Source organism: Sporosarcina sp. FSL K6-1540 (assembly GCF_038620285.1).
Lineage (GTDB): Bacteria > Bacillota > Bacilli > Bacillales_A > Planococcaceae > Sporosarcina > Sporosarcina psychrophila.
Genome location: NZ_CP152018.1, coordinates 2,530,766 through 2,545,199 on the forward strand (window position 1 = coordinate 2,530,766; position 14,434 = coordinate 2,545,199).

18 protein-coding genes are annotated in these 14,434 nt (G+C 35.3%); 15 read left to right on the forward strand and 3 right to left on the reverse strand.

Annotated features, from left to right (window positions below):
- Positions 1 to 128 precede the first annotated feature (128 nt).
- Both MKY15_RS11895 and MKY15_RS11900 read left to right on the forward strand, forming a co-directional pair.
- Entirely contained in the window at positions 129 to 332 is a 204-nt protein-coding gene (locus MKY15_RS11895) for an HNH/ENDO VII family nuclease (protein WP_067206126.1), read from the forward strand.
- The gene (locus tag MKY15_RS11900; RefSeq protein WP_067206129.1) at positions 329 to 772 is read left to right on the forward strand and encodes an SMI1/KNR4 family protein; all 444 of its coding nucleotides are present in this window, start codon (positions 329 to 331) and stop codon (positions 770 to 772) included. Before MKY15_RS11895 ends, MKY15_RS11900 begins: the two co-directional genes overlap by 4 nt.
- Positions 773 to 1,360: 588 nt before the next feature.
- Here MKY15_RS11900 and MKY15_RS11905 read toward each other — a convergent pair.
- Entirely contained in the window at positions 1,361 to 1,675 is a 315-nt protein-coding gene (locus MKY15_RS11905; RefSeq protein ID WP_342537638.1) for a hypothetical protein, read from the reverse strand.
- 52 nt (positions 1,676 to 1,727) lie between these two features.
- Between MKY15_RS11905 and MKY15_RS11910 the strand changes: the two genes are divergently transcribed.
- The 9 genes from MKY15_RS11910 to MKY15_RS11950 all read left to right on the forward strand — a co-directional run bounded on the left by MKY15_RS11910 (position 1,728) and on the right by MKY15_RS11950 (position 8,964).
- Complete coding sequence (locus tag MKY15_RS11910; RefSeq protein WP_197485367.1) at positions 1,728 to 3,215, forward strand: DNA/RNA non-specific endonuclease; 1,488 nt, start codon at positions 1,728 to 1,730, stop codon at positions 3,213 to 3,215.
- A gap of 5 nt (positions 3,216 to 3,220) precedes the next feature.
- Positions 3,221 to 3,700: an immunity protein YezG family protein gene (locus MKY15_RS11915; RefSeq protein WP_067206134.1), complete on the forward strand. Its 480-nt coding sequence runs from the start codon at positions 3,221 to 3,223 to the stop codon at positions 3,698 to 3,700.
- A 203-nt stretch (positions 3,701 to 3,903) separates the two neighbouring features.
- Entirely contained in the window at positions 3,904 to 4,770 is an 867-nt protein-coding gene (locus tag MKY15_RS11920) for a hypothetical protein (protein ID WP_231885766.1), read from the forward strand.
- 1 nt (position 4,771) lies between these two features.
- Positions 4,772 to 5,197, forward strand: coding sequence for an SMI1/KNR4 family protein (locus MKY15_RS11925; RefSeq protein ID WP_187046720.1), 426 nt, complete (start codon positions 4,772 to 4,774; stop codon positions 5,195 to 5,197).
- Between the two features lie 577 nt (positions 5,198 to 5,774).
- Complete coding sequence (locus MKY15_RS11930; RefSeq protein WP_338653475.1) at positions 5,775 to 6,518, forward strand: 3'-5' exonuclease; 744 nt, start codon at positions 5,775 to 5,777, stop codon at positions 6,516 to 6,518.
- 322 nt (positions 6,519 to 6,840) lie between these two features.
- On the forward strand, positions 6,841 to 7,089 hold the full coding sequence (locus tag MKY15_RS11935; RefSeq protein WP_067206142.1) for an NUDIX hydrolase N-terminal domain-containing protein: 249 nt from the start codon (positions 6,841 to 6,843) through the stop codon (positions 7,087 to 7,089).
- Positions 7,090 to 7,258: 169 nt separating this feature from the next.
- A complete protein-coding gene (locus MKY15_RS11940) occupies positions 7,259 to 7,996 on the forward strand; it encodes a hypothetical protein (protein WP_342537639.1) in 738 nt (245 codons plus the stop codon).
- Positions 7,997 to 8,055: 59 nt separating this feature from the next.
- Positions 8,056 to 8,238, forward strand: coding sequence for a hypothetical protein (locus MKY15_RS11945; protein ID WP_067206147.1), 183 nt, complete (start codon positions 8,056 to 8,058; stop codon positions 8,236 to 8,238).
- 294 nt (positions 8,239 to 8,532) lie between these two features.
- Positions 8,533 to 8,964: a hypothetical protein gene (locus tag MKY15_RS11950; protein WP_187046723.1), complete on the forward strand. Its 432-nt coding sequence runs from the start codon at positions 8,533 to 8,535 to the stop codon at positions 8,962 to 8,964.
- A gap of 542 nt (positions 8,965 to 9,506) precedes the next feature.
- Here MKY15_RS11950 and MKY15_RS11955 read toward each other — a convergent pair.
- A complete protein-coding gene (locus MKY15_RS11955) occupies positions 9,507 to 9,671 on the reverse strand; it encodes a DUF6440 family protein (RefSeq protein WP_342537640.1) in 165 nt (54 codons plus the stop codon).
- Between the two features lie 200 nt (positions 9,672 to 9,871).
- Here MKY15_RS11955 and MKY15_RS11960 point away from each other — a divergent pair, with 200 nt between their 5' ends.
- Positions 9,872 to 10,405, forward strand: a complete 534-nt coding sequence (locus tag MKY15_RS11960) for an SRPBCC family protein (protein WP_342537641.1) — start codon at positions 9,872 to 9,874, stop codon at positions 10,403 to 10,405.
- A gap of 66 nt (positions 10,406 to 10,471) precedes the next feature.
- Here the strand turns inward: MKY15_RS11960 and MKY15_RS11965 are convergent, their stop codons facing one another.
- A complete protein-coding gene (locus tag MKY15_RS11965) occupies positions 10,472 to 10,726 on the reverse strand; it encodes a hypothetical protein (protein WP_187046726.1) in 255 nt (84 codons plus the stop codon).
- Between the two features lie 622 nt (positions 10,727 to 11,348).
- On the opposite strand from MKY15_RS11965, the gene MKY15_RS11970 reads away from it, so the two are divergent.
- From MKY15_RS11970 to MKY15_RS11980, 3 genes are all read left to right on the forward strand, one after another.
- Positions 11,349 to 12,587, forward strand: coding sequence for a sugar ABC transporter substrate-binding protein (locus MKY15_RS11970; RefSeq protein ID WP_187046727.1), 1,239 nt, complete (start codon positions 11,349 to 11,351; stop codon positions 12,585 to 12,587).
- A 77-nt stretch (positions 12,588 to 12,664) separates the two neighbouring features.
- Entirely contained in the window at positions 12,665 to 13,609 is a 945-nt protein-coding gene (locus tag MKY15_RS11975; RefSeq protein ID WP_342537642.1) for a sugar ABC transporter permease, read from the forward strand.
- The gene (locus MKY15_RS11980) at positions 13,606 to 14,427 is read left to right on the forward strand and encodes a carbohydrate ABC transporter permease (protein ID WP_187046729.1); all 822 of its coding nucleotides are present in this window, start codon (positions 13,606 to 13,608) and stop codon (positions 14,425 to 14,427) included. Before MKY15_RS11975 ends, MKY15_RS11980 begins: the two co-directional genes overlap by 4 nt.
- Positions 14,428 to 14,434: the final 7 nt, after the last annotated feature.

Below are 14,434 nucleotides of genomic sequence, written 5' to 3' on the forward strand. Positions count from 1 at the left end.
TTTATATAGCTAACCATAAAGCACCTGATTGCCTTTTAGGCAACGGGTGTTGTTTTTTGTGAGCAATTTAAGGATAAAACAATGAATGAGACCAGCTTGAAATTCAGAACCCATGAAGGGTACTGTTAATGGTAACTGAACAAAAAGTTGAGGGACCAATAATTGAGATGCCTAGTAGATACCATGATCTAGGAAACAAAAGACAGCATCCATTTGGAAATAAGGGAGGAGTTGGCGGCGGAGAAGCTAGGCAGGAATTCAATAAATGGCGTAAAGAATATTGGAAAGTAAGATATGCCAATGAAATGATTAAAAGGGGGATAATTGAATGAAAATAGAATTGTTAAATGCGATTGATGAAGAGTTTGAAATGTGCCCTGAAGCCTTTGGTGGGCCCGTTAATATAGAGGAAGTAATACAAGCTGAAGATGAACTCAAAGTAAAATCACCAGAGGATTTTAAAATGTTTCTTTTGAGATATGGTTCGGAAGCAGTTGGTGAAGCAATTGTTTTAGGATTGAGAGAGGCGGAATTTTTTGCTACACCATCATTTGTAGAGAAATCTCTACAGTTTAGAAATATTCTTCCCGAAGGGCATGAGAGTTTTATTGTTATTGGAATAGACGGTGTAGGAAATTCGGTAGGTTTTAATTCTTCTAATACAGAAATTATTACATTTGACTTTGATTTTGGTGGAAAAGAAATAATAGCAAGAAGTTTTGAAGAATATTTAGAAAAAGCGATTCGAGAAGATTTGAATATACATTTTTAATCAAGAGTTTATAAAAATGTTCTATTGGAAAGTATTATGAAAAAATAAATTGTGCGGATGAAAGCAATAAATTAAGTGAGATGACATTTTTAACATACGAATTATTATTACTGGTAACAAGACAAAAATTTACGAAATTAAATAGGCTTGTTGGTTTAATAATGAATTACTTTATATAGCCAACTTTAAAACACTTGATTGCCTTTTAGGCAACATGTGTTTTTGTTTTTTTGTGAGAAGTTTAAACTTTGGACGGCATGGATGATGCTTTACTGAAATTCATAGCACATGAAGGTTGTACCATTATGAAGTAGTGTTGTAATACTTAGGCATTTCGAAAAGTACGATAATTAGACGAGATGACATTTTACATATCCAATATCGATGTAGATTTATAGTGCGACAACTGAATTTTCATGCCAGGACTCGAATTAGATTTCCCAATCGTTTCTTTGGGTGAAGATTTAGCAAGGAAGGACGAAGAATGGTCGTCTGAAAATTAGTGAAATCCAAAAGCGAAGGATGTGCATCTCCTTCAAATCAATAGTTACCGCGTACTTTTGACGAGGGGAGGGACGGTATGATAATTTATATACCGCAAGATCCGCAATAGGATGAGACATATACGCTTTTTGAAATGATTGGCTTAGAAGTGATGTGAACTACTTTGTAGCAGTTGGGTGTTAGAAATGCCAAGGTAACTATGTAAGGGAAAACTTGATTGTTCGAACTTTCATGTTTGTTTGACGCACAGGCACCTCGATTTAAAGCTCGTAGTCTATAATCATCTTTTGCAACATGATCCAATAAGATTTTTTCAATAAATCTTTTAAACCATAGTTCAGATTCAGATGATAGTTCTTCTGAGTAACTGATTTTTACTACTCGATATTGTTCGTTCATTTAGTTCCCTCCAGTCTTATTTTTGTATTCATCTTTGACTGGAAGGGAACAAGTGCAAGAGGGAGTCATTCGTTTTAAGAGGAAACGTGATGATACCATCTCTCAACTTTATGAATTTGATGAAACTCAGACTACCGCACTACATCCCATTGAACAAGATTTGCAGACGATGAACACGTGGCTTACGGATATGGAAGGACTGTTCCAAGCAGGAGTAAAGGACATAAACTTCGTCCCGAGCCAATGGAATCTTCTGACGTTTAGAAGTGAAATTAGAACGGAACTGTTCCCAAAAGTGTACTTAAATCCAAATGACTTATGGGTAAAGGAACATCAACAGCTGATTGGTACGATGATTACTACAGCGACTTTTCAAACCCTTGAAGGGAAAAAAGTGAACACTGTCGAAGAGAATCTGGATGAAAATATAAAATACCATATGTATGAAAATGGTTTACTCATTAAAGAGTATGTTGTAGGCCAAACAGTTTTCTATGAAGTTGTTTCCAAAGTTGACTATAAGGAAGAAGAGACCGTTAAAGTCGACAAACCCAAAGAAAACAAATTACTTGATTCTTTCCAGTTTGGATTAGATTTAGCAGGGCTTATACCTGTTGTTGGTGAAGTCGCAGATGGCGTAAATGGTGTTATCTATACGGCAAGAGGGGATGCATTAAATGCGGCCCTTTCTTTTGGAGCGATGATTCTAGTTGCTGGCTGGGCAAGTACGGGTGGGAAATTAGCCTTAAAAGGAAACGATTTAAATCAAGTAAGAAAAGTGGTAAGTACAGAGAAGATGGCGTCCATCTATTCGCCAATTTACCAAGATGTCGTCAACAGTCCATTAGGAAAAACTCAAAATCAACTAGATCTCTTAACTAATACTCATTACCAATTGGGTACGCCAAATGCCCTTGCATTCAATATGCAATTCCCAAAAACAGATATTCCTACGAGTATCAAAGTTGGAGATGTTAAGGTTGAAGTGAAGAATGTGGATGTTGGGGCTAAGGGTACGGGAAAAGGTATAGTCAACGAAGTTAAAGAAATTGACTTCGGAAAGCACATAATAAAAGGTGAAAATGGTAAGAAACAACTACTCCCAAATACTAAGTATGTAACCAATAATAACTACAAATATACTACTGATGAACTTGGAAGTATAGTAAATGTAAATGCTCCTGAACTTGTATTGAAAAAGGCTGATAGAAATAAATATGCCCAGGCAAATGTAGGGGGAAAAGACAGATTACCAGATGATGATGGCGGACATTTAATAGGAGCACAATTTAATGGTCCTCCTGATATTGATAATCTTGTACCACAAAATAGTCAAATTAATAGGAGGGGTGGAGTTTGGTACGAAATGGAGACTGAGTGGGCCAATGCATTGAAAGAGATACCACCGAAGAAAGTTTCTATTAGCATTGATCCAATCTATTCTAATAATTCAATGCGACCTGATTCCTTTATGGTCGAATATGAAATTGAAGGACAATTCCCAGTGATTCGTGAGATTGCAAATAAATCAGGAGGCTGATATTGATGAGTTTTGAAATAGAATTAAACAAGTTATATAATAAAATTGCACAACAGGTTAATGATATGATTCCAACTGAATGGGATAATTTCTATTTTAATGGTGAAGTTAAGGAGAGAGAAGGAGGAGTTTTCTTCTTTTTTACACCCCAAGGTGAGGAGCAACACGTTTATTCACATTATATTCCAAAATTATATAGTATAGATAAGAGGGCTTATAATAAAGAACTACATAAATTATTGCAACTAACTGTTGAACTTCAAAAAGTTTTTATTGATAACGACCAAGAACCTTGGTTTTCAGTGACATTATTAATAAATGATACAGGAAAATTAAATGTACATTTTGATTATACAAATTGGCATGAAAGTGAATTTGGCCCAACAGCTAGAATTAAGTATTTTGAATATAAATATGTAAGCCAAAACAAAGAACAGCCAGATTTAGATTTAATAGAGAGAATGAAGGAATTTGAAAAAAAGTAAACAATAAAGCACTTGATTGCCTTTTAATAGGCGACAAGTGCTTCTTTATATTTTTATACTTATTGTAATTAAGTGGGCGTTAATCCGAGACCTAGTACTTTTCACAGCTCTATAATAAATTCGTCTTCTACTGAAAGTGACTTCTTACTCCAAGGAAAACAAAGTACTAGATACTTTTCAGTTTGTCTTAGATATTGCCGGGCTTGTGTGAAGTAGCAGATGGCGTAAATGGAGTTATCTATGCTGCGAGAGGGGATACATTAAATGCAACCCATTCTTTGGGAGCGATGATTCCCTTCGCTGACTGGGCAAGTGCGGGTGTGAAATTAACCGGAAAAGCACAAGATCTAAATCAAGTAAGTAAAGTGGTAAGTACAGAGAAGATGGAGTCCATCTATTCTCCAATTTACAAAGATGTCGTCAACAGTCCGCTGGGCAAAACTCAAAATCAACTAGATCTCTTAACTAATACTCATTACCAATTGGGTACGCCAAATGCCTTTACATTCAATACGCCATTCGCAAAAACGGATATTCCTACGAGTATCAAAAATGGAGCTACCGATGTTAAGGTTGAAGTAAAGAATGTGGATATCGTGACTAAGGGTACGGGTAAAGAAACTTATCAATATCTAAAGGACTATAAGAATAATAAATATTTTACTCGAAGTGTAGAGTATAATGCAGGTAAAGATGGCACAGGGTTTACTTATAAGGTATATCAAAGAGGAGATATTAATTGGGATATGGTCCGAACACAAGGTGCTAAAAAAGGTCGCGGATTAACAAATGCTGAAGCATCTGCGAAATACGGACTTGCTCCTATTCTTGATGATGCAAGTAGTGTTGCAACGTTACATCATTCACAACAAAAAGGTATTGGGCCATTATATGAAGCTTCAACTAGGTACCATAATATCAGTAATGCTAAAAGAGCTCCACTACATCCTTATAAAGGAAAGTTAAACCCATTTTATCCAATGGATGAGACAACTAGAGGAGCATTTCAAAAAGTAGATTCTATTAATTATTTGAAAATACGAGGAGAAGAGACACTAGGAGGAAAATAATATGAGTTTGCCTGAGAGACTAGATGAAGTTCTAGGAGAAGAAATATATAAACGTGAAGATAGCAATCTAGTACAAGATGCTTTAATAAGGCTAGGTGTAAACGTATCAGATACTTTCCAAGAATTTTATATCCAGTATGCAGGATCTTTTTGGGAAGAGCATGTACCCTTTGAATTATTAGATATAGCAGATGAAGAAAATAATATTGAATCATACACACTCATTTCTAGAAAAGAACATGGTTTTCCGAAGCAGTATCTGGTTTTAAGTGAAATGTCAGCAAATGCTGTATTAGTGCTGGATACTGTAACAGATAAAATTTATATAGTTAATTTTGAGGGCGGAGATGAACTGCTTTTAAAAGGAGAGCTAAAGGAAACTTGGTCATCGTTTTTTGATTTCTTGAAGGCATATTTTAATTGTTAATTGTGGATCAATAAAAGATACTGAAATTGTAGGTTTTTAAAACGGAGAGGTGATAATTGCCTATAGTGCAACTGGATTTAGTTATTCAATTGGAACAAAGATGGGTCTAGGAACCTCAGTATCAGGTTTATTGTTTTCGGCAGTAGGTTGTTTTAACAACGATAGCAAGTGTTTTAGAAAGGGAAAAGTGTTGGTGAAGAGTTGACGAACATAAAAATTAGAAGTGCGACAAACGTTTTTTGCATTTTAAATGCCATCTCCTTTACCGTAGGTTACTATACTTAAAAATACATATTGTGAGGTGGGAAAATATAGCTTTAGCTATTATTATTACACTATCGTTAGTACTTGGAGCGGCGGTAAATTTCAGATACCTGCGCACGAAGCTATTCCGATAATTCACTACAATTATATATTTAGTAACTGGAGATTAGATAAGTGCATGATAATCTAATCTCCATTGTTTTTTTATGCAAGTATGTGAATTGTTTGTTATTTATTAGTTGCACAGTGTACCTAACATTATATCTGGAAAAGAGATATGCTTGTTACAAGCTAAAATGAAAGAGGTATTATCATGCAATATATAGTTTTCGATTTAGAGGCAACGATGTCACATACAACAGATATGCCACAGTATATAATTGAAATTGGCGCTGCCAAAGTCTCGGATGTCGAAGGTGAATTAAAAATCATTGATAGGTTTCAGTCTTACGTAAAACCCCCACAAATGGATTTACTTGATAAGAGAACATTGAAATTTGTAGGGCTAACTACTGATCAGTTCATTGATTCACCGAACATGGTAGAGGTAATGCAAAGATTTCGTAAGTGGATAGGCGAGGAAGATTACTATCTATGTAGTTGGAGCAATAGCGACCTTCGACTCCTTGTCAATCACTATGCGAAGGAAAGATATGATTTATCGTGGGTAAAAAACTTTAATGATATACAAAGACCTATATGTGTGGATGTTTTTCAAGAAAACAGACAAATTTCACTGAAAGAAGCATTAACGATGAGTGGAATTGAACAAGATGGAGAACTTCACTCTGCTGGTGATGATGCGGTTAACACAGCAAAACTTCTTGTGAAAAATATAAAAGATATCGTAGCCACTACATCTGAAGATCCGTTTGCTCAAATAATTTGCGCTCTGTATAAGAATTGTTTCATATGTGGTAAAACTACAAGGCATAATGACCTTCACTTGAATGAAAAAGGCAAGAAGACTAATAGATGTAATACTTGTTGGGAAAGAATAAACGAAGAAAATCTAGCGAAAGAGTTAGAGGGAAAAGCCAATATCAAAGTACAATAAATCGGGTGCCTGTGCGCCACACAGATACAAGCAATTCACACCTCTGAATTAATATAAAAAAAAGCAGACGTTCTACAATTTTCCTGATTTTTACTATATTATAATACAATTATAGTGAATTAACTAATTAGTTCTGCGCACAGTTACCTGAGAAATTCAAGATCTCCGTATATTGTCGGATTATACGAATAGTTTAAAGGGCTGAGATCTATAAAATTCAGCTCATTTTTTATGAGGCGCTTAATTACAAGAAAAGTTTGCAACTTTAGAAATGAGTGAATCGTCTAGATAACGGATCAAACAACGAAAGCAGGTGCACTTCATGGGTTATCAATGGTTGGGATGGGCACAACTCATTCAAGCCTTATCGCAATCCAGCTTAGCCTTTTTAAGTAATATTTACGATATCGAACGCTACGAAGAATTACGCATGATTTGTGCAGAAATCAAGGAAGAGCGTACGGGATTAGACATGCAGGAAATCAAGGATTTATTCATGAATGACACAGGCTATCAAACGCCTAAAGTGGATGTTCGTGGGGATAGTTTTCAAGTGATGAAAGTGTTATGAGTAGCCTTCCTAACGATTTTTATAAAGATGTTGATGGTCATATGAGTGAGTTGGAAGAGTATGATGTTGTTTACCTTCTGAAAACAGAGTTTAAATAAGGGTTTTAGACAATTATGGATATAGTGATGGAATGCTATCCTTTAAAATACATTTTTGCGAGGTGAAAGATATGGCTCTAGCTATTATTATTACACTATCGTTAGTACTTGGAGCAGCGGTAGTATTGATTTGTGGGAAAGGGAATTTCAAGGGGATGATTGCTCTGTTACTTATGTTATGGGCAGGCGATTTCTTGTTTCTGTATGCAAAATTTGTAGTGGGTGACCCCTTTTTAACGTCAATTATTTATTTACCTGCGATGATTTTGGTGGGAATTCCCGTAATTGGGTTGATTATTATTGTTGTGAAAAGTAATGGAGGAAAAGATAGTGAGAAAATAGTTCGTGCGATTGTATTTTCCATAACGATGACAATTATCATTGTTTTTGTACCGTCATTAAAATCAGAGGGTAAATTCAAATTATATCAAAACGATTTTTATGCCGTTTCAGATGCGGTTTTTCAAGCGTACGACGATGGTAAAGTATCAGTTGGAGATCATTTTTCTTCATGGTCATCTAACACAAGCGATTTAGAAAACACGGATTCTGTTTTTTCTAGCAATGAAATTGTGAAGAAAATGGAAAAATTAAAACAGTCCGCTGGCGTATATGGTTATGATTTTGTAGATAAAGATGTCATCTATTTCAGTTTCGGTGCTGTTTTCCAATTAATTAGCGGAATTGCGATCAGTAGGAACGGTAAAGATCTTTCCACAGATGAAACACTGGAATCGCAACCCTATGATGGTGTTCCTACGTATAGGTATATAATGGATGGTGTCTATCATTTTACCGATGGGTTATAAGTAGTTATTTCTTTGGTAAATACTTATTCGTTCTAATAAAAGTACGAGGGGGTTTTTGTATGGAATTTTTTTGGATTGTACTAGGGGCATTATTGGGAACCAGTGGTTACGTGTGTCAGTTGACGTATATGAAAAATTTACACGAAGGAAAGGATATAAAAAATCCAAGGTTATTAGGCATTCTATCTATATTTTTTGCCCTTGTAATCGTCATGATGTTTATTGTATTTGGGTTGATGTGATTTAGTGATAAGATAGTTATTAAACTGGTGATTATTGTAAGACCCAAACAAAATATATTCTATTTATATTTTTAAAAATTTCAGGTACCTGTGTGCGAAACTATTGTAGTAATTAATTTAAATTACATATTTATGAACTGAAGATTAGATAGGTACATGATAACCTAATCTCTATTGATTTTTTAAGAAATTGTGTGAGTTGTTACTTGTTTTTTATTGCGCAGGTACCATACACTCAGGCAGTTTTTATCCTATTAAACTATCGGACAGATTAGTTCAATAAGAAGTAGACTATTGGAGAATTTCACTAATAAATTGATTGTGGGGATCTACTTGATTATTAGAAAACTTTTTTCGGGATTAATTGCTGGTATTTTGCTCATGTTAATTTATTTTCTATTAGAACAGTCTGGATTTGTCCTCTTAATAGGTGTTTATCTCTTACCCATTCTTTTGATTTATGGAGTGCTATCATCTATTCTTTCTGATTTCGTTACAAAAAGACTAAGAGGATTGCTCAGAGGAAGTTTGGCGCTATTCATTCATTTATTCTTTGCTGCTTCGTTTGTTTTAATGCCAATCTTAGAAATGGAAAGGAGATTTAATCGCTTAGTTTTAATTACCGCTCTTTTATCATCAAGTCTATTTTGGTGTATAGATGAGTTCCTTAGGTCTAAAAGAGCTAAAGATATATGCGAAAAGATAGATGAATTAGAAATTTATTGAATATCCATTTTAACATTCAACAAACGCGGCAGTTTAGCTTAAAAAGGTATCTATTGAAGTTGATAGATTATCAGTGGAGGTATAAAAAATGGAAGAAAGAAATTTTGATACTTTAAAGTTATTTCAAATGTTTTTTGCAATTCTTTTTATGTTACTTATTATTTATGGTAAGGTTACGGGAAAATATAACTTATTACCGTTGACGTTAATACTTATGAGTGTAATGTTCCTTATAATAGGAATACGAGAATACAAAAAAACACAGAGTTTAATGTGGGGGATCTTCTATTTATGCACTTCGTTATTCATTTTATTCGTTGGAGTTAAGGCATTATGATTAATTTAATAGAAGTAAAGTTCAACTAACTGGTATTTTGGTGTAACAACAGTAATGCTTTTCTTATTGTGCTAGCGGAGCTTTAGTTCAATAAGAAAAATTGGAACATTTATTCGTTTAAACGTATTAAAGTAAAAGGGCAGGCTAGTTTAAGTGTTCCCCCTATAAGCTGTTAGAAGAATCCAAAGGAACTTTTATTTAGATATTAATCAATCACTATATTCCCATCTTTATCTAGTAAAGGAGTCATTCCACTCAATCCCAAACCACTTGTCATGAGATAATTTACACCTGTTTCAGTATCCACTACAATTTTAATAAGGCCTCCGCTTAGATGTTCTTTTAATTTTACTTTAAATCTTTTTTTCATTTTTACATACCCCTTCCAATATTTATCATTTTACATGAAGTTATTAATAGGTACCATTTTGTACCCAGCAGATGTAGGTATCATTTAAAAAATTATATATAATGTCCATCTTGGGCTCACCTAAAAAGGAAACCTTCAATTTTAAGGTTTCCTTACTCATTATTTAACTTATTAAACTTCTTTTTGTAAGTGGATTAAATGTGGATCGATACAGTAAAAATGCTATTATGTTAGTAGTAGATTCACATTATAAATACATAAAGAAGGAAGTTGTGAAACGTATGGCAATTGCATCGCATTCTGTAATCATTCCAGCACCTGTAGAGAACGTATGGGAATACGTTAGTCAAATCGAAAACTGGGCAGTAATGGTTCCTGCCTATAAGGAGCATGAACAAATTGATGAACAAAAGTCGGTTTGGACATTCGAAGGGAATATTAAAGGATTTAAAAAAGCTGTAAAAATGGAGTTAAACATAACTGAATTTCATGAGCCAACGATGATTCGGTTCGAGTTAAAAGGGTTAACGGACAACTTTACAGGCAGTGGCCAGTTTACTGCTGATGAAACGGCTGGGCAAACAACGATGACAGGGACAGTTGAAGTAAATGCAGGCGGCTTAACAGGCGCTGTGTTGACACCTGTTATTAAAATGGTGTTGCCGAAAGTGACAACACGCTTAACGGAGAAAATTGCACTCCAAGTTAAACAGGAAAAGTTGTCGGTTCGGTAAAGAAGGTTTTACTTATTGAGGTGACAGGCAATCATGCAATCGTGAAAGTTTGAACAAACATGTTTGTTAGAGTGCCCGTACTTTTATATAAAAGAGGTATTGTAGGAGAAGTTGAAGTGTGTGGTGCGCAGGAACTACCACAATTCGAAGGGCGTGAATTGTGTGGAAACCAGGCATCAAACTACCGTAATCAAGCACATTATTCCAGCCACTCATTTTCACTTTAATCCAGTGAAATAGCTGAAGTAATGTGCCTATTCTTTTGCGACCTGTTAAATCAAGTACGGCAATTCCACTAATAGTGCTACGATCTTTCTCCATAAGCCAAACAATTGCGTCGGCAGTATTATGGCTGAAGCTCCACCAGATCCTTCACAATTCCGGCATTTTTTTTACAACTTTGGGGTAACTGAGATTTTATTTGGCGGTCCTATTGGTATTGGCACGATATTGATAGCACTGTTTTTGTGGCAAATGATTCATTACACCTTACCGAAATGCAGAAGATTTTTGCTGAAAATCATTGATGAACAAGAAATAAAAGTTTTGCTTTAGTATTTCTTCTAAGCACGGGCTACTCTGCCGTGCTTTTTTTGTTGCCTTTCAAAGGTTTATTGTGTGTAAAGAACGGGTGGACTAGCTATTTTAGTAAAACTGAATATCGATAGACATTTTGAAACGCTGAGTGTCACTCTTTTTCTGTTGATTAAGTAGAAAAACCCATACTTTAAATGAGATGGTTGATTTTCGGGAGGGATTTTAACGCTAGTGATCATACATAAAAAAACAGTATCTATTATACGGATACTGTTTCTTTATGAAATAACGGACACTTTAACCTGTCCTTAGAATCGTTTATTTTACTAAAAATGATGAAAAAATAGTTTACTTTTAGTAAAACACAGAATATAATGAAAGTGTTCAAAAAAAAGGGGGGTATATTATGAAGTTTATAAAGTTTAAATCTGTTTTCTTTTTACTTATTGCAGTTATGTTGCTTTTAGTGGGGTGTAGTTCATCAGCTGGCGAAAAAAGCGGTACCACGAAAGATGGTAAAGTTAAACTCCGTTTCGCCACTTGGGACGTTGGCGATGACGTTACCCTGCAGCAAGATATGATTGACAAATTCAATGAGTCACAAGACGATATCAAAGTTGTTTTAGAGTCTTATGGAAGTGAATATGATACAAAAATCACAGCTGGTATGGGGGCAAATGATGCTCCAGACATTATGTATATGTGGAACTACCCGCAATATAAGGATGCGTTAGAACCACTCGACTCCTATCTTGAAAAAGAAGGTGCTGAGTACAAAGACAATTTCTATGAAACACTGTGGAACTATAATTCAGCAAATGGAGAAATTCTGGGATTACCAGTTGGTTATACGACACATGTTGTTTACTACAACAAAGCATTATTTGATGAAGCGGGTGTCGAATATCCAAAATCGGGTTGGTCTTGGGAGGATCTTCAAGACACAGCTAAGAAAGTAGCAAACAAGGATTCAAAAGTAAGCGGTTTCGCGTTCTCAGGAAAACCGGATCCATACGATTTCGAAATGTTCCTATGGAGCAATGGGACATCTTATGTGGATAAAGAAGGGAATTTGAAAGGTAACTTAAACTCAGAGAAATCAGTAGAAGTATTTGAGATGTTCCAGAACATGGCGAAAGATGGCTATGCTATTACGACAGAAGGCTCTGGAACAACAGAAATGAAATCTGGTAAAGTTGCAATGTTCGTCTACGGGGCATGGGGATTAACGCCGTTAAAAGAAGCGGGCATTGACTACGGTGTCGTAGAATTACCAGCATTTAAAAGTGGGAAAAGCGTCAGTATCTTAAGTTCTTCTGGTATCTCAATCTCTAAAAACTCAAAACATAAAGATGAAGCATTCGAATTTATCAAATTCTGGACAAATGAAGATGCGAATAAGGAAAGAATTGGTTTTGAACTACCTGTTTTGAAATCAGTCGTAGAAAGTGAACAACTTGAACAAGATGAAGTGAAAAGTGTGTTCTATTCTATGCTTGAACAGAGTGATGGCTATACGCCAGCATCTTTCATCGTTGAAGACTGGAGTAAAGTATCCGAGAATTTGCAATATACGTTTGAATCGATGTTAAATCCAAGTACATTAATGAACCCGAAAGAGGCATTAAATAGTGCTGTAGAGTAAAAATATTAATCTTTAATGCGGTAAAGCACTTTTTAAGTGCTTTACCCTATTTTCTAATCTGATGATGGGGGCATTTTATGCGAAATATAACAACGAAGAAAACGAAAAGCTATCAGTTAGTAAATAGAAAAGTGCCCTATTTATTTATTTCACCGTGGATCATTGGTTTTTTGGTATTCACCCTGGGACCACTGATTCTCTCATTAATTATGAGCTTTTATAATTGGCCAATTACAAGTGAACCAACATTTGTAGGGATCGATAACTACAAAACAATGTTCACTGCAGATCCGCAGTTTTATAAATCTATAATTATTACCCTTAAATTTGCTGCAATATTTGTACCCTTAAACTTAGCTATTGCATTAATTTTAGCACTTCTCATTACTCAACCATTAAAAGGAATGAAATTTTTCCGTACGATTTTCTACTTACCTGCGGTTGTTTCAGGTGTTGCCATTTCGATTATTTGGGGTTGGATTTTCAACTCAGAGTACGGAATTTTAAATTACTTACTATCGTTTCTTGGCATTGAAGGTCCAAGATGGCTTGTAGATCCGAAGTGGGCACTTCTCACAATTGTCATTGCGAGTGCTTGGGGCGTCGGAATTATGATGCTAATCTTTTATACCAATATAAAAGGGATCCCAGCTGAATTATATGAGGCGGCAGCGATTGACGGTGCTGGTCCGTTCCGTCAGTTTTTCAGTATTACGATTCCTAGTATTACGCCGACCATTCTGTTTAACGTCATTACATCAGTCATCGGAGCACTGCAGCAGCTGACCTTGGTCTTACTGTTAACTGGTGGTGGCCCCTTAAAGTCCACCTATTTCTATGGTTTGTACGTGTATAACAACGCTTTCAAACACCATCAACTGGGATATGCAAGTGCAAACGCATGGTTCATGTTCATCGTGATATTAGTCTTAACAATGTTAATCTTTAAGACATCATCTGCATGGGTGTTCTACGAAAATGAAGTGAAAAAAGAAGGGAAGAAAGGGAGGAGAAAAAAATGAAAATATCAAAAGGATATAAAATCATCATGTACAGCCTTCTAGGACTATTTTCACTTTACTTCGTATTACCATTTGTGTGGGTAATCCTTTCTGCATTAAAAACAGAAACCGAAGTGTTTAGCTATCCTCCAAAGATTTTTCCAGAAGTACTTCAGTGGAAAAACTTTGTTGATGCTTGGACTAGTCAACCATTCGGCGTCTATTTAAAGAACTCCGTCATCGTTACAGTGATGACAACGATAGGTCAGCTACTATCCTGTTCATTAATTGCCTATGGATTTGCTAGATTTGATTTTAAATTTAAAAACACTCTTTTCGTCTTGATGCTTGCGACAATGATGATTCCTTGGGACGTCACAATGATTCCGTTATATATGGAATTCAAAATGTTTGGTTGGATTAACACATTAAAGCCATTGATTGTCCCATCATTTTTTGGATCGGCATACTATATCTTTTTGTTAAGACAATTCCTTATGAGTATACCGAAGGATCTTGAAAATGCAGCAAGAATCGATGGTGCAAATGAATTCCAAATCTTCTATAAAATATTCATACCTGTTATGAAAGCTCCTCTGATCTTAATCGCGGTGCTCAATATGTTATCAGTATGGAATGACTACCTGGGTCCATTAATCTATCTTCAAGATCAATCGAAATATACATTAGCACTAGGATTAGCAGCATTTAAAGGAGTTCATGATCTTCAAATTCTACCAATTATGTCGATTACTTTAGTCATGATCGTTCCACCAGTTGTGATATTCCTATTTGCGCAGAAGTACATTGTTGAAGGAATCAGTGGTTCTGTTAAGTAAGAAATAC